This window comes from Luteimonas sp. A611 (assembly GCF_054072715.1).
In genome coordinates, this window is record NZ_JBSVRP010000001.1 from 232,930 (window position 1) to 251,025 (window position 18,096).

At 66.2% G+C, this 18,096-nt stretch carries 19 protein-coding genes and 1 pseudogene; 7 read left to right on the forward strand and 13 right to left on the reverse strand.

Features of this window, described 5'->3' with window-relative positions:
* Window positions 1-453 precede the first annotated feature (453 nt).
* Window positions 454-817: pseudogene (locus ACW5EG_RS01010) on the forward strand (transposase); the annotation flags it as partial.
* Between the two features lie 38 nt (window positions 818-855).
* Here ACW5EG_RS01010 and ACW5EG_RS01015 read toward each other — a convergent pair.
* From ACW5EG_RS01015 to ACW5EG_RS01025, 3 genes are all read right to left on the reverse strand, one after another.
* A complete protein-coding gene (locus ACW5EG_RS01015) occupies window positions 856-1,182 on the reverse strand; it encodes a hypothetical protein (RefSeq protein WP_457016740.1) in 327 nt (108 codons plus the stop codon).
* A gap of 314 nt (window positions 1,183-1,496) precedes the next feature.
* The gene (locus tag ACW5EG_RS01020) at window positions 1,497-2,858 is read right to left on the reverse strand and encodes a Fic family protein (protein ID WP_457020613.1); all 1,362 of its coding nucleotides are present in this window, start codon (window positions 2,856-2,858) and stop codon (window positions 1,497-1,499) included.
* Window positions 2,859-3,007: 149 nt separating this feature from the next.
* Window positions 3,008-3,724 carry a DUF3883 domain-containing protein gene (locus ACW5EG_RS01025; protein WP_457020614.1) on the reverse strand — a complete coding sequence of 239 codons (717 nt, stop codon included), beginning with the start codon at window positions 3,722-3,724 and terminating at the stop codon, window positions 3,008-3,010.
* 138 nt (window positions 3,725-3,862) lie between these two features.
* Here ACW5EG_RS01025 and ACW5EG_RS01030 point away from each other — a divergent pair, with 138 nt between their 5' ends.
* On the forward strand, window positions 3,863-5,290 hold the full coding sequence (locus ACW5EG_RS01030; RefSeq protein WP_457020615.1) for a serine hydrolase domain-containing protein: 1,428 nt from the start codon (window positions 3,863-3,865) through the stop codon (window positions 5,288-5,290).
* Window positions 5,291-5,383: 93 nt separating this feature from the next.
* Here ACW5EG_RS01030 and ACW5EG_RS01035 read toward each other — a convergent pair whose 3' ends face one another.
* From ACW5EG_RS01035 to ACW5EG_RS01055, 5 genes are all read right to left on the reverse strand, one after another.
* On the reverse strand, window positions 5,384-5,971 hold the full coding sequence (locus tag ACW5EG_RS01035) for a hypothetical protein (RefSeq protein ID WP_457020616.1): 588 nt from the start codon (window positions 5,969-5,971) through the stop codon (window positions 5,384-5,386).
* Window positions 5,972-6,391: 420 nt separating this feature from the next.
* Window positions 6,392-7,222, reverse strand: coding sequence for a hypothetical protein (locus ACW5EG_RS01040; RefSeq protein ID WP_457020617.1), 831 nt, complete (start codon window positions 7,220-7,222; stop codon window positions 6,392-6,394).
* A 451-nt stretch (window positions 7,223-7,673) separates the two neighbouring features.
* Window positions 7,674-7,907 carry a hypothetical protein gene (locus ACW5EG_RS01045; protein ID WP_457016751.1) on the reverse strand — a complete coding sequence of 78 codons (234 nt, stop codon included), beginning with the start codon at window positions 7,905-7,907 and terminating at the stop codon, window positions 7,674-7,676.
* Between the two features lie 31 nt (window positions 7,908-7,938).
* The gene (locus ACW5EG_RS01050) at window positions 7,939-9,075 is read right to left on the reverse strand and encodes an ATP-binding protein (protein WP_457020618.1); all 1,137 of its coding nucleotides are present in this window, start codon (window positions 9,073-9,075) and stop codon (window positions 7,939-7,941) included.
* A gap of 73 nt (window positions 9,076-9,148) precedes the next feature.
* On the reverse strand, window positions 9,149-10,018 hold the full coding sequence (locus ACW5EG_RS01055) for a class I SAM-dependent methyltransferase (RefSeq protein WP_457020619.1): 870 nt from the start codon (window positions 10,016-10,018) through the stop codon (window positions 9,149-9,151).
* Between the two features lie 92 nt (window positions 10,019-10,110).
* On the opposite strand from ACW5EG_RS01055, the gene ACW5EG_RS01060 reads away from it, so the two are divergent.
* Window positions 10,111-10,329 carry a DUF4287 domain-containing protein gene (locus ACW5EG_RS01060; protein ID WP_457020620.1) on the forward strand — a complete coding sequence of 73 codons (219 nt, stop codon included), beginning with the start codon at window positions 10,111-10,113 and terminating at the stop codon, window positions 10,327-10,329.
* Between the two features lie 35 nt (window positions 10,330-10,364).
* Here the strand turns inward: ACW5EG_RS01060 and ACW5EG_RS01065 are convergent, their stop codons facing one another.
* From ACW5EG_RS01065 to ACW5EG_RS01075, 3 genes are read right to left on the reverse strand one after another with little or no spacing between them, the layout of a single operon-like run.
* Complete coding sequence (locus ACW5EG_RS01065) at window positions 10,365-10,733, reverse strand: J domain-containing protein (protein WP_457020621.1); 369 nt, start codon at window positions 10,731-10,733, stop codon at window positions 10,365-10,367.
* The gene (locus tag ACW5EG_RS01070; protein WP_457020622.1) at window positions 10,733-11,455 is read right to left on the reverse strand and encodes a hypothetical protein; all 723 of its coding nucleotides are present in this window, start codon (window positions 11,453-11,455) and stop codon (window positions 10,733-10,735) included. Before ACW5EG_RS01070 ends, ACW5EG_RS01065 begins: the two co-directional genes overlap by 1 nt.
* On the reverse strand, window positions 11,452-12,312 hold the full coding sequence (locus ACW5EG_RS01075) for a DUF2167 domain-containing protein (protein WP_457016760.1): 861 nt from the start codon (window positions 12,310-12,312) through the stop codon (window positions 11,452-11,454). Before ACW5EG_RS01075 ends, ACW5EG_RS01070 begins: the two co-directional genes overlap by 4 nt.
* A 316-nt stretch (window positions 12,313-12,628) precedes the next feature.
* Here ACW5EG_RS01075 and ACW5EG_RS01080 point away from each other — a divergent pair, with 316 nt between their 5' ends.
* From ACW5EG_RS01080 to ACW5EG_RS01095, 4 genes are all read left to right on the forward strand, one after another.
* Window positions 12,629-13,438 (forward strand): hypothetical protein, encoded by an 810-nt coding sequence (locus ACW5EG_RS01080; protein ID WP_457020623.1) that lies wholly within the window; start codon window positions 12,629-12,631, stop codon window positions 13,436-13,438.
* 96 nt (window positions 13,439-13,534) lie between these two features.
* A complete protein-coding gene (locus ACW5EG_RS01085; protein ID WP_457020624.1) occupies window positions 13,535-14,206 on the forward strand; it encodes an SDR family oxidoreductase in 672 nt (223 codons plus the stop codon).
* 182 nt (window positions 14,207-14,388) lie between these two features.
* The gene (locus tag ACW5EG_RS01090; RefSeq protein ID WP_457020625.1) at window positions 14,389-15,447 is read left to right on the forward strand and encodes a hypothetical protein; all 1,059 of its coding nucleotides are present in this window, start codon (window positions 14,389-14,391) and stop codon (window positions 15,445-15,447) included.
* Window positions 15,444-16,865, forward strand: a complete 1,422-nt coding sequence (locus ACW5EG_RS01095; protein ID WP_457020626.1) for a hypothetical protein — start codon at window positions 15,444-15,446, stop codon at window positions 16,863-16,865. The genes ACW5EG_RS01090 and ACW5EG_RS01095 overlap by 4 nt, the downstream gene beginning before the upstream one ends.
* 63 nt (window positions 16,866-16,928) lie before the next feature.
* On the opposite strand, the gene ACW5EG_RS01100 is transcribed toward ACW5EG_RS01095, so the two are convergent.
* Window positions 16,929-17,714 (reverse strand): hypothetical protein, encoded by a 786-nt coding sequence (locus ACW5EG_RS01100; RefSeq protein WP_457020627.1) that lies wholly within the window; start codon window positions 17,712-17,714, stop codon window positions 16,929-16,931.
* Between the two features lie 14 nt (window positions 17,715-17,728).
* Window positions 17,729-17,944, reverse strand: coding sequence for a hypothetical protein (locus tag ACW5EG_RS01105; protein WP_457016773.1), 216 nt, complete (start codon window positions 17,942-17,944; stop codon window positions 17,729-17,731).
* Window positions 17,945-18,096: the final 152 nt, after the last annotated feature.

Here is an 18,096-nt window from a genome sequence, read left to right on the forward strand (position 1 = left end):
GATGGGTCGCGGTCAGGCGACGGACCAGTCCTACAGTTCGTAAAACAGATCGGGCAACAGGCAAGAGCTGCTTTTGAACCCTTGGCGATCAAAGAACTAGGCGACAGTCTTTCCGGTGAACCGAATGCTGCTGTCATCGAACAAGGTCACAAGCTCGGGACTCGGCGTCGACCATGTTCGAAGTTGTGCGCATGCCAAAGAACGCTACGGCAAGATGTCGCGGCGCATTGCTCTGCATGGAGAGTGATCAATCGCCAATCAACTGGCGGGCGCGAGGAAGCGCAGAGGGCCTACCTCGAGTCGTGTTCATATCTTTGTCCCCCGGTCGTCCGTGACTTTCCCCAATCGTTACTTACTGCCCAAGTAGGCACGTGTCAAGGGGGGTAATCCCCCCCCACAGGTTAGCTGGCCCCAGAAGTGGAATTTTCTCCTACCCTTTCCCGAGGAGGTTCCATGAAGAAGTCCCGCTTCACCGACAGCCAGATCATCGCCGTACTCAAGCAGGCCGAGGCCGGTACGCCCGTGCCGGAGCTGCGCCGGGAACAGGCATCAGCTCGGCGACGTTCTACAAGTGGCGCAGCAAGTTCGGCGGCATGGAGGTGTCCATGGTGGCCCGGATGAAGGAGCTGGAGGAGGAGGGCCGGCGGCTGAAGAAGATGTACGCCGACACCCAGCTCAGCGCTGACCTGTTGAAGGAAGCGCTGTCAAAAAATGGGTGGGGCCATCTCAACGCCGGGAGATGGCCAGAACAGCAGTGGAAGGCGGACGCACGAGCAGCCGGCATCCCTGCCAGACCTTCGCGCTCAGTGAGACCTGCTAGCGATACCAGGCCAAAGTCTGGCCAACTGCCCTGAGTCACTTTGACACAAGATGCTCGGCTATCGCCTGGAACGCTGGAATCGAAGTGGGATCGATCAGGGGGTTCTGTGCCTTGGGGAAGGATGCGAAGCGCACGATCACCATCTGTGCCGTGAAATCCACATAGATCGTTTGCCCGTGAACACCCCTGGCTGCGATGACTTCGTGATCGCCCGGGTACACCCACCACTGGCTGGTGTAACTGCCGCCTGTCAGCGCGGGATAGTTGGTTCCGAACTTGGCCGGGTCGCCGCCTGCGCGGATCTGACGCACGGTTTCTGCGGGGAACAGCCGCTTGCCGTTGATGACGCCCTCGTTGAGCATCAATAGCCCGAGCCGGCCGAGGTCGCGGAGGCCCGCACTGAGGCCACCGCCGGCGTAAGGCGTGCCTTTGGAGCGTAACGGGGCAGCGTAACGGGGCCAGGTTTACTTCCCGTGGAAAAGGCGCGGAAAAGGTGCTATGGACATCGTCTGCAAGCGGGGCCGAATGGACTACTTGACTGGCGACTACCGCCTGGCGGGCGGAAGCGGAGCGACACGTCCCGCTGTCCCTTCTCCCGCTCGCTGCAGAGGGCGCCGAGGGCGAATGAGGGAAAAGCAGAAGGCGCGGCCATTGGCCCCTTCTGCTACTGCGGGTCTCACTGTGAGGCCAGCCATTCTCGGAATCGGGATGGCCTGACCCGATAGCGCGCGATGTTGCCTTCATGCAACTGGTTCAACTCGTTGACGACCAGCGCGACGACGTCATCGATATCGTCCGGGTCGGCCAATGTTCCCACACGCTCGCGGATTCCTGCGATGTCGCTGCGTGCAATGTCGGCATCGATGATGTCCGCCACCAGCAACTGCAACAGATCTCGATGCTTCAGTCTCAGCGGGTCCGGCGTCGGCAAGGAATCGCGGAGGATCGTATAGCGCTGGCACGAGCGTTCGTACGCCCATGCAAAAACGTCGCGCAGCAGGTCCACGCGATTGAGCTCGTAGACGCCTAGCGTGCCCTCCACGTAGAGCGCTTCCGGCACATCGACGAAGGACAGCGGCGCCAGGTTGTGGCGGATCAGCGGGATGTTCGCAGCCAGGCGCGATGTGCGCTTGTTGACGTCATCGAACGGCTGCAGGTACGGAAGCTGCACCATCGCGAAGAATGCCTGCTCGAATGGATCTTCGATCGCACTCGCCTTGGCAAGCAGTGTGTCGAAGTGTTCGGAGATCAACTGTGGGATTGCCAGCGGCAGGTAGACAGATCCCGAGATCGCCACTTCGATTTGCCGCAGGCGACCACCGGCGCCCGGATCGGGCAGCAGGTTGTCCGCCAGCAAGGCATGCAGGTTCTGCAGCGTATAGCGGTTGAAGTCGATCTCCGCGGCTTGGTCCACCAGCATTTCGATGGCGGCCTTGTGGTTGAGGATCATCTGCGCCTCCAGCTGATTCTTGCCTGCGGCGGCCACGCCGAACTGGATCAGGTTCTGGGTGTCGAGCCGGCTGTAGGTATTGCCCTCCAGGCGGCTGGAGGCCCAGGACAGATCGATCAGCAAACGGTCGAGTACCTGGCGGGCATAGGTGCCTGCCGGCCGACCTTCCACGGCAGGGCGGCCGAGCTTGTGCAGGTGTGCACGCAAGGCTGGCGACAGGTAAGCCGTTTCGTTGGGCTGGTAGCGCTCCAGGAGTTCCGGGCGGTAGCCAACGGGGGTGCGCCGTGTCAAAGGCTGACGAACATGGTCGCGAACCTGCACGGCCCCACTGCTGAGGGGGATGCCGTGATCGTGAGCCTCTGCTTCCCGTAGCGGCCGATCCGTCGAACTGGCGTAGTACTTGCGCGCCCGCGCGTTTCCTTCGGCTCGCAGTTGCCCTTGGTCCACCAGTGCAGCGACGTGCCGCTGAAGGTTCCGGCGCGGCACCAGGGGAAATGCAGCCTGCAATGCCTCCATGCCCATGCCGTCCGACCTGGCGGCAATTGCTTCGAGCAGGCTGGTCCTGTTGACGGAAGGATTTCGCGCCATTTCTGACTCCCGGGAATCGCGCCAAATGTGGCGCGATTTAACCAAACTCTGGCGCGATATGCAAAAGTTTGGCGCGATTCAGGCGGTGAACTGGCGTGATCCTGTCGTCGAGGCGCGATCGGCCATCGAGGAGGCAAGCTGCCGGGACCTCAGGATTTCGTCGTGTTCGCCGGCATCTGGTCCCGGATCAGGAGAGGCCGGACTGACTTGTCAGCATTCAAGTGCGCGAGGTAGTTCGTAGGATCCAGCCGACACCAAGTCGGAATGGCGCCCGGCAGGTTGAATACGCGAGGACGCTCGCGGAAATCGAACACGCGATAGAGCTGGTAGCGCTCCGCATCGGTGGTCGAGCGCGCCAGTTCACCGCGCGAGACGAAGAACGGCGTCAGTTCACCGAAGGCTGTCGTCTTGACCTCGATCAGGCGCTCGCGGTCCTGCTGGACGCCGCGCGACGTTACGCCGCGGATCCCGATGCCAGGGGCTGCATGGTGCTGGAGGGCCTTGGCTGTGCCGATGCCCGCTGCGCCGCAGGCTCGCATTACATGGCGGCCGAGGATGCGATCCGCCAGTTTGTCGCGCGCCGCCATCCCGGGCAGGCCGATCGCTTGACCGACGACGATGGCGGGACTCTCTGCGAAGGCGCGACAGGGCGTCAGTGCGCAGCGTTTCACGGCCGTGGCCCGGCTTGCCGGGGATGCGATTGCGCACACGCTCGAAGAGCCGGCCCGGTCTTGACGGCGACAAAGGGACGGCGGGAATCGAAAGGAGAACGCGATGATCTGTTGCCCCCGCTCGACGCTGCTGGCACTCGCCACCGTTGCGTTGCTCGCGGCCTGCGCGCCCGCCACCGTGCGCGCGAAGGCCATTGCCGGTTCCCGCCGGATACGGTGGTGACCGCGCTGGATGCACTGCGACTTCGCCGGGTCCGGGTACCGGTGACGTCGACTGCAACCGACGAAGCCTCAGCCGCATCCGCTTCCACTGACTCCTCCAGAGCTGCCGCCATGCCCCGTGCCTTCGCCCTGCTCATCGCCTGTTGCCTGCCGCTGACTCTGCTGGCGCAATCGCCCCCTGCGCCGACGGCTAATGCCGCGCCGCCATCCGAATCGGCCGTTGATCCCGCACGGCTGGCGCTGGATGCCTGGCTGGCGGCGTTCAACACCGGCGAACGCGGGCCGCTGGACGCCTATCGCGACCGTTGGAATCCGGAGATGGACGTGGACCGGATGCTGGAGTTCCACGCCGAGACGGGTGGGTTCCGGCTGGTGCGCCACGAGCCGTCGGAACCGGGCGAGGCCCGCGCGTTGCTGCAGGAGATGGAATCCGACACGGTCGCGCGCATGGAGATGGCGGTGGCGCCGGGCGAGCCGGCACGACTCGAGATCCGCACGATCGATCCGCCCGAGGACCTGCGCGTGGCACGCATGACGGCGTCCGGTGCCATCGATGCTCTCGTGGCGAAGGCCGATGCACAGGCGGCGAAGAACGCGTTCTCCGGTGCACTGCTGATCGCCAATGGCGATGACGTCCTGCTGCACCGTGCCTGGAGCCGGGCCGGCGCCCCCGCGAACGCATCGATCACGCTGGACACGAAGTTCCGCATCGGCTCGATGAACAAGATGTTCACCGCCGTCGCCACGCTGCAACTGGTGCAGGTCGGAAAGTTGTCGCTGGACGGCACGGTGGGCGAGTACCTGCCCGACTATCCGAACGCGGAGATCGCGAAGGTGACGATCCGGCAGTTGCTGACGCACTCGGGCGGGACCGGGGATTTCTTCGGGCCCGAGTTCGACGCGCAACGCCTGTCGCTCCGGACGCACGACGACTATGTGCGCCTGTTCGGTGCGCGCGCACCGACGCATCCGCCCGGTGCGGAGCAGCGCTATTCGAACTATGGCTTCCTGTTGCTCGGCGCGATCATCGAGCAGGCCAGCGGACAGTCGTACTACGACTACATCGACACGCACGTGTTCGCGCCCGCCGGCATGCAGGGCAGCGGGTCATTGCCCGAGGACGTGGCCGTGCCGGGCCGCGCGACCGCCTACATGCGCAAGGACGGCGCCTGGACCGATGCGGCCGACACCTTGCCGTATCGTGGCACGGCCGCTGGCGGCGGCTACAGCACGGCCGGCGATCTGCTGAAGTTCGCGCGCGCCCTGCTTGCGGGCAAGTTGCTGTCGCCGGCACTGCTGGCCGAAGCCACGCGCAACCAGACCCCGTGGTACGGGTACGGATTCATGTCGCGAGAACAGGACGGCGTGCGCATGTTCGGTCACGGCGGTGGCGCGCCGGGCATGAACGGCGACCTCCGCATCTATCCGGCGCAAGGCTTCGTGGTAGTGGGATTGGCGAACATGGATCCGCCTGCCGCCAATCGCCTTGTCGACTACTACCTGCTGCGCAGGCCACTGCCGGCGACGCCTGCACAGTAGCCAGAGAATGGGCCATTGGGGGCAGGCGAGCCCTCGTGTTCTGCACGGAAAGCAGGGTCAGGTGCATTTCCTCAGGGCAACAGTGCGGCAACCTCATCCATTGATGTGGCAGTAGAGATCGTAACTCTCGATGCGGCCCACTGCATTGATGGCCTCGAGGATATCGGCGCGGGCGAGGAAGGCCTGCTTCGACGCGCGCTCGCGGACCTGGACCGGCAACGGTTCCGGCAGTCGGCAGTCCTGGGCCCACTCCAGCGCCTGCGAGCGCTTCTCGTCCGATGCGAGCAGGTCGCGCATCAGCGTCGACGCAGTGTCCTGCTGCCCGGCCCAGAGCAGGCTTTCCAGGTAGCGGATCGGGGCGTCCTCGACAAGCGTGGACAACTCCTCCAATGCGGCCGCGGCTGCGGCATGGTCGCCGAGCTGGAGCGCGGCGCAGTGGCGGATGCCGGCACGCACCGCCCGGCCGTATCCGCTCATGCCGTCCTCTCCGGCCACAGCCGCCGCGGCGAGTGCCGCTTCGGCGCGGCCACGGTCGCATTCCAGGCTGCCGAGGTTGAGTGCCTGGCTGACGTTGGCCTGACCGTTCTCACCCAACCGGCTCGCGCGGCGCAGTTCGTCGACAGCTTCCTCGATGTGGCCCATCCGCCACAGCGCCAGGGATTTTTGGTTCATCTGCGGCAAGGGTGTCAGGGACAATTTCCACCCACGCGGCGATCGACACGCTGGCGAAGAACGGGAAGATGACGGCGCGCGCGGTCGTTACCTGAGCGGAGCATCACCGTCATGTCATGGATGGGTGACGCGATGAATCCGTGCTTGAGGTAGAACGCTTTTGCCGGGTCATCGATCGCATGGCAGAGCAGCGCCCGGGCGCCGACCTGCTCGCAGGCCTGCAGTGCCGTAGCACCGCGTCCTTGAGCAGGCCCCGGCCGATCCCCTGGCCAGCCCTGTCCATGTGCACGGGGGTGAACCCCCCGCGCTTCGCCGTTCCGTCGCCGGGAATGGGGGCCCGCGAACCGCGCGCCATGCTAACAGGCCGCAGGGAGGGCCTCGACCGTTTCCGCTGTGACCGAGGCGCGCTCGAGGCGCGCGCGCGGCCACTCAATACCGGTACATCACGCCCACGCGGATGCCGCTGTTGCGGAAGTCCAGGCGGCCGCTGAAGGAGTCCCGGTCGGCATGCGCATCGATGTTGCTCAGGGTGTAGTCCAGCATCACGCCCACGCGCTCCCAGGGGTGCCATTCGGCACCCAGCCGCACATAGGTCACGTCGCCGTCGATGCCGTTGATCTCGGTGGAGAACCAGCCGGCATCGGCGGAGATGCGCCAGTCCTCGGCCGGCGTCCAGCGCCAACTGGCGCCCAGCGTCGGTGCCGGCAGGTCCGCGCGCACGGTTTCCTCGAACGAGTTGCTGCCGACCGGCTGCCCGTCCGCGCCCAGTTCCAGTGCCACGCCCAGCTCCATCCGGTACCAGGTCAGGCCCAGGCGAGGTCCCAGTGCCCAGTTCTCGCTCGACATGCCCCACCAGGTGTAATACGCCTCGAGGCGGTCCACTTCGTAGTTTCCGCGGATCGTGGCTGAGGCCTGGTACACCGTGTCGTCGAACACGATGTCGCGATCGAGCCGGTGACTGGCCTCGGCGTCGGTGGTGTAGTACGACAGGCCGATTTCGTGGCGGTCGAAAGGACGCCACGACAGGCCGGCGAAGGCGATCGTGTTGTCCTTGTCCATGCCCAGATCGCGGCCCAGGTCGATGCTCGTGCCGTCCAGCAGGTCGCCGTCGGCGCGCACTTCTGTGTCGAAGCGCGAGACATAGCCGCCGATGGTGATATTGAAGGTGTCCAGCGGCTCGACCGCCGCGGCGGTGGCCGGCAACCCGCCCAGCACGGCCAGCAGCAGCACCGATTTCCTGCAACGCAATGCGTGCGGCATGGGAGTCTCGTGATCAATGAGGAGCCGCGGCGCCGGCCGGCAAGATCTACGGATCGGAATTGCAGGGCGACTATACGCCCGATCCGGAGCCGCAGACGGCCGGCGCTCCCGCTCCCGGTACGCGCGGCCGGCGACCGTGCGAACGTGCCTGACGGGGGCGGCTACCTGCCCCGTTCGCATCACGCCGAGAACGGGGTCAGGTTCTAAGGTATCCCCACGTTCTCAAGCCGGCGCGACCATCTGGTTGAGCACTGCCGGTGGCAATGATCGCAGCCGATCCAGCCATTGGGATACGGGCTCCATGGGCCAGCGTCTGACCATGCGGCAAGGGTGTCTGGGTCGAAAAGGTGCCAGGGCCAATTTCCTTGCTCTGGGGAAATTGGCCGCTAGATTGCCTGCTACTCAAAACTGGGGAGACGTTGCCGCCAGCCCACAGTCTTCGCCGACAGCATCAGGCGCCAAACGCGCCGTCGATGGTGTGCATCGCCCAGCCGAAGCGCTGCAGCAGGCGGACAAGGCCCTTTACGAAGCCAAGGCGAAAGGGCGCAACGCGACGGTGCTGAATCAGGGCGATGGACAGGCAGCTGCCGCGCCGCAGTCGACGGCGTGCGTGGGGAGCAGTACGGACGATGCGGCGCCGGCTTCTGGACTCACGCAGCCGGGCTTGGCCACGCAGTTGGTGCATGCGTCCATGCCAGTTGCCGAAACAGGCCTGGCTAGGTTGCGACCTCTGCCGTCGGTGCCGACGGCAACCGCATGGTGAAGCTGGTGCTGTCGCTGATGGAACGCACGGTGACTTCGCCGCCGTGCGCCTTGACCACCTCGCTGACGACAAACAGGCCCAGCCCCAGGCCGGAATGGTCGCCGGGGATGTCTGCCGAGGCGCCCCGCCGCAGTGGATCGAACATCGTGGCCAGCAGGGCGGGCGGAATCGCAGCGCCGTGGTTTTCCACGGTCAGCAGCGTGTTGTCTCCTTCCTGCGCCAGCACAACCGAAACGCTGCCGGGCGCCGTGCCGTGCTTGATTGCGTTGTTCACGAGGTTGGCGAGGGATTCGCGGACGCGCGATGCGTCGACGCAGGCGCGCGCGCTGTCGGGCGCCTGGAAGTCGATGCTGGCCTCGGGCCATGCCAGACGCAGCATCTCGATCTCGTCGCGAAGCTCTGCGGCAACATCGGTGTCCGCGCGGCTGATGCGGACGCCGGAGCCGAGCGTGGTGTGGCTGAAATCCAACAGATCGTCCAGCAGCCGGGCCAGCCGCTCGCCACTCATGGCCAGCAGCGAGGCGAGGCGGGTCGTGGACGGGTTCTCGGTCGCCTTCGTCAGCAGGCCGGAGGCCAGCAGGATGGTCGTCACCGGCCCGCGCAGGTCATGGCCAAGGACACCGAGGAAGATGTTGCGCCAGGTTTCCACTTCCGCGGCGTAGTGGGCCACCGATTCGGCGATGGCCTGGTCGATCGCCTGGTTGAATCGCTGCATGTCCTCGAACGCTTCCGCACTCACTCCCTCGCGTGAACTCCACAGGCGCAGCACGGCCGCGCGCAGCACGCGGTATTCGGCCATCAGGTGCTCGATGCTGAAGCCCGACCTCGCCCGCAGCTGCCCATGCCACTGGGCGGGTGACTTGGGCGAAGACTCCGACGTGTCGCTGAGGCCTTCGGCCTTCTCGCGCTCTTCCTGCGCGGTCTGGCTGCTCCGCAGGTCGGCCACGATGATCTCGAGGATCTGCGGGATATGGTCGCGCAAGGTTGCGCTGTCGAGCGTGACCCGGCCCGTGAGCTGGGAGCCGGCAAAGGCCTCGGCCTCATCGACGATGGCTTCCGAGTTGCGTTCTATGTAATCGGCCAGCCGCATCATTCGCTCCCTGGTCCCCGTGGCACGGGCCCATTCCGGACAACAGTAATCCAACGCCAAAAGTTTGCGTGACTCACCGCCGCTGCGCCAGCACCCCGTCGAGCGCCAGCCGGGTGTGGAAGCCGGCCTTTTCCAGCCGCCTGGAGACCTCGCGCGGGACGTCGCGCCCGCTGGTGAGCTTGTTCGGGCTGCCGGTGTAGTGGAACAGCTTGCCGCCCTTGCGCAACACGCGCGTGAGCTGGTCGTAGAAGACCTGCGAATACAGCTCGCCCGCAATGCCGAAGCGGGGCGGATCGTGCAGGATCGCGTCGAAGCTGGCGTCCGCCAGGCGCGCGATCTCCTGCGCCACGTCGCCATGCTGCAACTGCAGCCGTCCAGCGTGCGCAGGCGCACCCGGATCCGGCGACCAGGGGTTGAGCGTGCGCAGCCACAGCACGTCCTCGCTCTTCTCGAACGAGACGATCTCCGCCGCGCCGGCCTCCAGGCAGCAGGCCGCGAAATAGCCGAGCCCGCCGCAGGTATCGAGCACGCGGCGCCCGCGCGGGTCGATCAGCGCGACCTTGGCTCGTGCGTCCTCGAACGGTGACACCTTCGCGGTCGGCAGCATCTTGATGCCGTCGATCTCGAAGGTCGGCGCGCCCCAGCCGGTGGGCACCAGCTTGTACAGCGCGCGCCCGTAGCGCGACGCGGCGACGAAGGCCTCGCCATCCCAGTAGTGGATGCTGCGGTCCTTGAGCCGTTCCGGATAGGGGAAGTCGCGGTCCTGCCAGCGCCAGTGCGTCGGCGCGAGGGCGGCCTGCGTGGTGCTGCGCCCCAGGTCCAGCGAACCGGTCCATGCGCCTGCGCCAGCATCGCGCGCTGCGCACAGCGCGTCGGCAACGTCTCGGGTCAGCAGGGGTCCGGTGGCGTGCGGCACGGGCGGGGCATCGACGGGGCGTGTCATCGTAACCGCTGCCGAGCCACGCGGGACGCGCATGTCGAATTCCGCGCGCGCCGACCGTCGTCCCGATGCCATCACCCGCAATGGAGCCGCCCATGGGCGCAGCCGCGAAAGTCACCGGTCCCGCTTCGTACTTCCCCGCCATCGAGAAGGCCTACGGGCAGCCGGTCGCGCACTGGCTTGGGTTGCTCGACCAGGCCGGGGGCCTCAAGCACATGGAGCAGGTCGCCCTGCTCAGGAACGCGCATGGCCTGGGCCATGGCCATGCCAATGCGCTGGTCGCCTGGCACCGTAGTCGGAGTGGCGGGGCATGAAACTGCTGTACAGCCGCAATCCAAACTTCCGCATGTCACTCGCGCTCGCCCGACCGTGTGCGCTGATGCAGGTGCCGCATCGCCTGGTCGCAGGCGGCATTGATCTCCGCGGTCCGTTCGCTGGCCAGCATGCGGATCTCTTCGGCCATCATTGCCACGCGATCGGGATGGTATTCGGCGATGCGACGCCGGTACGCGGCAGTGATCTGCGCCTCGTCGGCGTCCATGGCCAGCCCGAGCACCTCCGTCCAGTGCCGGGCGCCAATGTCGACGACATACGGCGCCTCCGACTCAGGGATGTCGCCCGGTTCCGCGTCGGACGAGGGCTTCGGCGTCGACAGGAACGCGCTGACCAGCCAGTAGCCGAGCGCCAGCCCGCTTGCGGCGACGAGGATCTCGAGCATCACCGCAGCAGCCCGGCGACGCGCGCGCGGGCGCTGGCCAGCCCGGCACCGCGGTCGCCAGCAGCGTCGTCGGCCAAGGCGAAAAGGTCCAGTCGTGCATCGATCGAGGCCTGCAGGCGCTGGCGCTCGCGATCAGGCAGCTGTGATGCCGCAAAGGCAACCGGATCGCCACGGAAGCCGCGCATCGCGCACAGCCGGCGATAGAGATTGATCGCGTGCGGCGGGCACAGCAGCGCTTCCATCGCAAGCCCGCCGAGCTGGCGTCGCGAGATCTGCACTGTCGCGCGGCGTAACGCGAGATAGGCCAGCATGCCGATGATCAGCAGCCAGGTCGCTGCCAATGCGGCCAGCAGCTGCAGCGGATCGCGCGGGCCCAGCAACAGCCAGGGGATGACGCCCAGCAGGACCACGCCGGTCAGCGTGCACCCGAGCCGGACCGGCCACAGCATGCGTGCGTAGCGTGCGAGTTCGGCAGGAGTTTCCGCCGCGAGCACGCCCGTATGCAGCCAGCTTGCCCGCAACCGCGTGCGCATCGGCAGCAGCGGATTCGGAATCGAAAGAAAGCGCCCGCGCAGTTCGAGCCCGGTGCCCGTCGACACGCGCCAGCCACGGTCGTGGCCTTCCACCAGCACCTCGTCGAAGTGCAGCAGCAGCGCCGAGTCCTGCAGGTACAGCGCGACCAGCGCGACGGCCAGCAGGACCTCGGCCTCCAGCAGGTTCACTTGCGCGAGCTGTCCTTGCCGCCAAACAGCTTGCGGATCGCGACGCCAACGCCGAGCACGCCCACGATCAGCAGCTTCCAGAACTTGGCCAGGGCGATGCCGATTGCCGCCAGCCAGCCCTTCTTCGAGGCAACCGCCGCCGCGCCACCGGTGATGAGGGCGGCGAGGCCGATCTCGGCCACATGATCGCCCGGTCGGAACTCGCCGTAGCCTTCGCCTGCGACATAGGTGTAGCCCGGCACCAGCGCCTTGAAGTCCGCGATCGCGGGCTGCAGGTCTTCCGGATCCGCAGCGACGGTCACCTCCATCACGCCGCGGCGACCGAGCAGCCGCGTGTTGTAGTTGACCACCTTCGAGCCGGACGATTCGCTCTCGAGCAGGATCGCCCATGCAAGCGCCCGGATCTGCTGGTCGTACTGCGGCTTGGCCGACCAGCCCACGAGCTTCAGCGTGTCCCAGCCGCGACTGCGACGCTCCTCGTTGCCGTGTTCGAGTCCCGTGCGGATGCTGGACAGGACGTCATCCGGGTCCAGGGTCTCGTCGTCGTTGACGTAGCCGATGTCGCTGAAGCTGAAGAACGCGATCCAATCAAAATCGTCCGGCGCCAGCACGTACTCATCGACTTGGGTCGGCGGGTTCTCGAGGATCTCGTTGAAGCGCCGCGTCGCGGCCGCGTCGAGGAAGGCATAGCCCTCGGGCACCTTGATCGTCGCGCGATCGCCGATCTTCCCGAGGGTGGGCCCGTGCTGCCAGGGCAGCTGTGCGACGGGATCGTCCCCTTCCTGTGCGACGGCCGACGCCATCGGCAACAGGCAGGCAGCAACGACCATGCAGACCGCAAGCATGAGGCGCGTCATTCCGGTGTCCTTGGATTCAAGTGGCGACCCCGACTCCCCGATGGGCCGCGTGCATCCCCCTGCGGCCGTAGCGGCCCGGGCCGGAATCCTACCGGGCGCGGCTCGATCATAGTGGGTCTCGCGGGGCGGGCAAGTGCTGGGCACGGGGAAATCGAAATCACTCACCGGCTCCCAGGCACAGCCCGGGTTGGCGGCAGTCGATGGACGGTTTGGCTTCGCCAAGGACAGGGTCGTTTGCTACAAGTCCTGAGCGGATGTCCGCCCCGGTCGCGGCGCCGCGTTGATTCGGGCACAGGGATTCACCGGAGTCGCGCTCATGACGCCGTCCGACCTGCAGCGCCTCCTGGCCGCCGCCGGCTATTACACCGGTGCCATCGACGGCGATATCGGTCTCAAAAGCCTGACCGCCATCGAGGCGATCCTGACCACGCACGCAGCCGACTGCGTCTCCAACCCGTCGGCGTGGTCGGCCAGGCGCAGGATGATCGGCGCCGGCCAACTGGTGCTCAGCCACGCGGGGCACGCGCCCGGCGCCATCGACGGCTACGCCGGCAACCAGACCGCCGGCGCCTTGCTGGAGTGGAACCACCGCCAGACCTATGGCCACGACCTGGTGCTGGACGCGACGCCCACCGGGCCGGCCACCGACAGCGACTTCCCGAAGCAGTCCGGGTGCAACGGCTACTACGGCAAGCCGGGACCGGCGGTCGAGCGGCAGCTGGTGATGGTCGATCTGCCTTTCACCATGCGCCTGGACTGGAACCTGCCCAGGCAGGTCACGCGTGTGCAGCTGCACGCACGTTGCGCCGACAGTGCCCGGGCGGCGATGAAGGAGATCCTGCGCAAGTACGGTGCGGAGGAGCTGCGGCGGCTGGGTCTGGACCGGCACGCGGGCACCTACAACCATCGCCGCATGCGCGGAGGCACGGCGTGGTCGATGCATGCCTACGGCTGCGCGTGGGACTTTCATGCGGGGCCGAACGGATTGACCACGCGTTGTCCGCAGGCGCTGTTCTGCGGACGCGAGTACCGCAAGTTCTTCGACATCTGGGAGGCGCACGGCTGGATCTCGCTTGGCCGCGCCATCGGCCGCGACTGGATGCACGTGCAGGCGGCGAGGCTCTGATCGCGGGCGACGGCCTGCGACACGCGGTCGGGAGCAAGCACGCGCGCGTCGCGGGGCGGGTTCTAGAATGGCCCGCCCCCACTTCCGGTTGCCACCATGTCCACCTATCTGATCACGGGCGCCAATCGCGGCATTGGCCTGTCCCTGGCGCAGCAGCTCACCGCGCGTGGCGACGATGTCATCGCCGTATGCCGCCAGACCAGCGCGGCGCTGGCCGCGACCAATGCACAGGTCATCGACGGCGTGGATGTGTCTGACGCGCGCGCGGTGGCTGCATTGCCGGGCAGGCTGGGGGAACGCCGCATCGATGGGCTCGTGCTCAATGCCGGCATCTTCACCAACGAGAAGCTCGACGCGCTGGACGAGGATGCGTTCGCACGCATGCAGCGCCAGTTCGAAGTGAACACGCTCGGCCCATTGCGTGTGGCCGCGGCACTGCAAGACCATCTGGCGCAGGGCGCGAAGATCGGCATCATCACCAGCCGCATGGGCTCGGTGGCCGACAACGGCTCGGGCGCGTACTACGGCTATCGCGCATCCAAGGCGGCGGTGAACGCCATCGGCAAGTCGCTGGCGATGGACCTCGCGCCGCGCGGCATCTCCGTAGTCCTGCTGCACCCGGGCCGCGTGGCCACCGACATGCTGGGCGGGGAGGGCGACATCGGCCCGGACGAAGCCGCCGCCAACCTCCTCGCGCGCATGGACACACTGACGCTCGCGGACACGGGCAGTTTCTGGCATGCCGATGGGACGCCGCTGCCCTGGTAGTTGGGACAGGGCCGAGGCTGGAAGCCGCGCCCCGGACACGAGTCGCGTCGAAGGGCCGCGGGTGAGCGGCTGTCATCCTGGTCTTTCCACGCAACGGCTGCGATCTGCCGCGGCACGGCTTCTTGACTTGGGCCTGTTGACGGGTTTTCATCGCCCAACGCTAGGAAAAGGATGCCCTCGCGATGACCAGCGCTCTGACGCTCATCTCCCGTTCCGGCCGGATTGTCCTCGCCGCCGCGCTCGCACTTGCTGCGCTGACCGCCGCCTGCGGGGAACTGCCGTCGGCGCCCCCTGCCAATCAGGCACCGCCCTCGTCCGGCGATACGCCTCCGCAAGCGGCGCTTGATCCGGCGCCAACAGACGCTTCCGCTTACTTCGCGATCGAGGAGGCGCTAGGCGCGGAATGCGACGAAAAGTGGATCAGTGAGCCGCCCCTGCAGGATGCCGCCTGTTACGGGATGCTGCCAGAACACGTCGCCTCCTTCATTCGCGCGATTCCGGACGGGCACCCGTACCTCAGTGCGGAGCAGCGGGAGGAGGCGGCGGGGACCAAGCAGGTGTTTCGTGCGGTGAGGGGATACGGGGTCCGTCCTGATTTCACCGTGGGCATCGAGAACTTCGGATCATTCTGGATCCGGTCCTTTGAGGGACCGGGTCCGGACAGCACCGTCTTCATGGTGTATGGGCCGGACTGCATCCTCAACTGGAACGCACCGCGGGACGTCGAATGCGTAGCCGGGGCTCCGGCGACAGTGCGTGAGTTCCGCTTGTATCGCGTGCAGAACGGTCATCCACCCGTAGATGTGACGGCAGGGATTGCACCACCGCCGCCGACGTTGTCGGTCGACGAGCAGCATCGATATGGGATCTATCTGCGCCCAGCGGACGAAGGACCCGCGCTGGATACGGACATCGGGCTGGATATCTCGCGCCTCGCTCGTGTTCCCGTTATGCGATGGGTGCTCAGACCCGTGCAGGAGGGGGAGCACGAGACGCCAGGCATGCCTGCATCGGATCCACGTGCTTTCCTGGACTTCGATTGGCGCGAACATGCAGCCCACTTCGGATTCATGGTGTGGACGGGCGAACGTTTCGAACTGCGTAAGCTCGTCCCTCCGGATCTCTGGCCATGCAGGTCGGTCCAGGCCGCGCGGCATCTGTGCGGGTTTGGCTATGAGAGTGGGTTAGATCGATACCTCAATTCCGGGGGCGACCAAGCTGCCGCGGAACGGCCGATATGACCAACCCCCATCCAGTAGCGCCGACGGAAATCGATATCCGCGTGAGTGCTGACCTGGTGGTAGGGCGGTTGCGTCAAGGTGCGCACGCAGATGCGTTCAGGATTCTCGAGGACGCACGTGGGAACGAGCGGCCTGTGGTGCAAGAGGCCCTGGATCGGTACGTCGTGGCGGGGGCAGCAGCGGAAATTTCGCAATTTGGTACGACTGGCGATCTCGCGACAGAGCACCTGGCTGTCGTCCATCGGCTGCAGTCGGCGACAGCTGCGCCACGGATGCCCGCATACAGCAGGAGTGCGGGCGAGCCAAACGAATTCGTGAGCATGACGGCATCGCAGACTTACGACGTCTACGCCAGTATTGCGGACGTGCGAGGCGACCAGACCGCCCGAGACGCCCTTCGGCTTAATGCTCACAGCGTACTGTTGGCTCTCCGACGCGAGAACTCCACTTTGGCGTCGGGAGATGGTGCAGGTCGCACCGGGACAGGTGTCTACAACGACCAGATTATTGTCCTGATACGGGGCCCTGAGGGCGAACGTGCTGTTCTTGTCAGCGATCGCGCGAATACCGAACCGACGGCACAGTACTCGCACCATGCCGGCAGCGATGGCAGGCGGCCGTTTTCTGGACCGGGCGGGCGTGAGGAGGTTCGCCAGTTCCCACCTAGCCCGGGCTACGAGGCCGTTACGCGGCCGAGGAAAATCGAGGGTATAGACGCAAACGGCGATTCGATGGACGACCTGGGCCGGATCCGGCAGGGCACCTTGGAAATGGTGACGGCGCCCCACAACAACCCTCGCATTGCGGGCACCAATGTGGCGTTCCGGCCCTCCCCGGGCCAAGCTGTCGGGGATCGTGCCAGCGGACGGATAGAACGCGATACGAACGCCGACGGCTATTTCACTCCGGCAGATCCAAATGGCATTCAGGACTTGAACACCAGCTTCAAGATCCACAGCGGCTCACGGCACAACACCGATTCCGCGGGATGCTTGACCATCCATCCAGCGGATTACCACGGTTTTATTCAAGCTGCCTCCAACAATCCTGAACAGAACAGTTGGCAGCTCGTTCTGACCTCAACGGAAGGCGGTCTGTTCCACAACGTGGAAGTCGGGGGTGACGCGCCGCAGCCCGGTGCCCAACCGCAGGCGCCAGCGCCTGTTGAGCGACCTGCGGACTATCAGGGCGGTGTCTCGGAGCCGTCAGGTCCGTTCGAAGATCCCCGCCTCAACCGCTACTACGCCGCGGTACTGGCCGGAGATAGCGCGATGGCGGACAGGATTGCCTTGGGATTCTCCTTTCGCGCGCCGGAGCTTGCTGTGCAGTCGTCGGACCATGACCCCGCGAGGCTTGCGGCACCGAATGAGGCGCACGCGGCATCGGCACAGCGGGAGGCGCCGGGCCTACAGATGTAGGTTTCCTTGCCAGGCGACGACCCGCTCGAACTTCCGTGGAGCGTTGGTCCGGCCGCTACCAGTTCAGCGTCGCAGGATGGAGCCACGACCCTCCGCAGGTACCCAGCCGCCCGGGTTGCGAAGCCGCAGCATCGTCGTCTGCGCCACCAGCACGATGGCGACCAGCACGGCGATCCACGCCGAGGTATCCGCACCGGCAAGTTCATGCCCGGACTGGCGCAGGTACACCGCGACCAGCGCCCACAGCGCGGCGGCCGCATAGACCAGGTTGCCGCGCATGCGGTGGTTCAGCGCCAGCAGCACGACTGCGGCTACCGCATACAGCCCGAGCGACCACGGCAGCTGGCGGTCGACGGGCAGCAGTTGGTAGGCAACGATCACCTGCGCCAGATTGAGGAAGGCAGCCAGCGTCAGCCAGCCCGCGTGCAGCGAAAGCGGCAGCCATGCCCAGGCCCATTGCCCATTGGTCGGCGCAGGGTCACGCGACAGCTGCACGGCGCAGTACGCCAGGCACGCGAGCGCGCCGAAGATCACCGCCAGGCACAGCCAGAACAGCTCCTGCGAGAACAACGGCATCCAGATCGTGGTGAGGAAGAATCCGGCCGCTGCCCAGGGCGCGATCCGTTTCACCGTGACGTCGCCCTTGCGCTCCCTGGTCATCTGCCAGCCGGCGTAGGCGAGGTCGAACAGGAAGATCAGGCCCCAGATCGAGAATGCGTAGCCCGCCGCGACCAGCAGGGTTGGATAGCGGCCGGAAATCTCGCCCTGGTCCGGCCCGAACGCACCGGTGTTGGACAGCCACGCCACGATGGGCATGGCCAGCGCGGTAAGCAGGACAAGCAGCCGCATGGCGGGCTCCGTTCTCACTCTTCGCCGAAGCTGCGGCTTGCGTGCGCGGCGGGGCGCACCGGTTCGGAAATGTCGATCTGTTCGCCGACCAGGATCGGGTCGCCATGCGGGGCGGTGCGCGAGCCCTCGTCACGCTGCGGGTAGACGGCGGAGGTTTGCTGATGACGCTGCCAGGCGCGGTAGGCGATGAAGCCTATGGTGCCGATGGCGATGAGTTTGGTGAGGGACATGGCGACCTCTGTTGCGTGCGGTGGGAGGGGCGACAGGTTGTCCGAGCGGCGGTGATCCGGGTGTGACTGCAGCACGGTGCACCAGCTGCTTTCGCTGAGTTCTTTGCGAGTCCACGCAGCACCAATGAAAAGGCCCCCGAATGGGGGCCTCC

Excerpts from the sequence above, each read along its gene's own strand:
- ACW5EG_RS01030 (WP_457020615.1), top strand. The coding sequence starts at position 3,863 with ATGCCCCGTGCCTTCGCCCTGCTCATCGCCTGTTGCCTGCCGCTGACT.
- ACW5EG_RS01055 (WP_457020619.1), bottom strand. The coding sequence starts at position 10,018 with ATGACACGCCCCGTCGATGCCCCGCCCGTGCCGCACGCCACCGGACCC.
- ACW5EG_RS01025 (WP_457020614.1), bottom strand. The coding sequence starts at position 3,724 with ATGGCCTTCGCGCGCACGGTGGCGGGCGCGCAGGCCGCGAGCAACGCA.
- ACW5EG_RS01045 (WP_457016751.1), bottom strand. The coding sequence starts at position 7,907 with ATGCACCAACTGCGTGGCCAAGCCCGGCTGCGTGAGTCCAGAAGCCGG.
- ACW5EG_RS01085 (WP_457020624.1), top strand. The coding sequence starts at position 13,535 with ATGTCCACCTATCTGATCACGGGCGCCAATCGCGGCATTGGCCTGTCC.
- ACW5EG_RS01080 (WP_457020623.1), top strand. The coding sequence starts at position 12,629 with ATGACGCCGTCCGACCTGCAGCGCCTCCTGGCCGCCGCCGGCTATTAC.
- ACW5EG_RS01075 (WP_457016760.1), bottom strand. The coding sequence starts at position 12,312 with ATGACGCGCCTCATGCTTGCGGTCTGCATGGTCGTTGCTGCCTGCCTG.
- ACW5EG_RS01050 (WP_457020618.1), bottom strand. The coding sequence starts at position 9,075 with ATGCGGCTGGCCGATTACATAGAACGCAACTCGGAAGCCATCGTCGAT.
- ACW5EG_RS01105 (WP_457016773.1), bottom strand. The coding sequence starts at position 17,944 with ATGTCCCTCACCAAACTCATCGCCATCGGCACCATAGGCTTCATCGCC.
- ACW5EG_RS01060 (WP_457020620.1), top strand. The coding sequence starts at position 10,111 with ATGGGCGCAGCCGCGAAAGTCACCGGTCCCGCTTCGTACTTCCCCGCC.
- ACW5EG_RS01065 (WP_457020621.1), bottom strand. The coding sequence starts at position 10,733 with ATGCTCGAGATCCTCGTCGCCGCAAGCGGGCTGGCGCTCGGCTACTGG.
- ACW5EG_RS01015 (WP_457016740.1), bottom strand. The coding sequence starts at position 1,182 with ATGCTCAACGAGGGCGTCATCAACGGCAAGCGGCTGTTCCCCGCAGAA.
- ACW5EG_RS01040 (WP_457020617.1), bottom strand. The coding sequence starts at position 7,222 with ATGCCGCACGCATTGCGTTGCAGGAAATCGGTGCTGCTGCTGGCCGTG.
- ACW5EG_RS01020 (WP_457020613.1), bottom strand. The coding sequence starts at position 2,858 with ATGGCGCGAAATCCTTCCGTCAACAGGACCAGCCTGCTCGAAGCAATT.
- ACW5EG_RS01100 (WP_457020627.1), bottom strand. The coding sequence starts at position 17,714 with ATGCGGCTGCTTGTCCTGCTTACCGCGCTGGCCATGCCCATCGTGGCG.
- ACW5EG_RS01095 (WP_457020626.1), top strand. The coding sequence starts at position 15,444 with ATGACCAACCCCCATCCAGTAGCGCCGACGGAAATCGATATCCGCGTG.
- ACW5EG_RS01090 (WP_457020625.1), top strand. The coding sequence starts at position 14,389 with ATGACCAGCGCTCTGACGCTCATCTCCCGTTCCGGCCGGATTGTCCTC.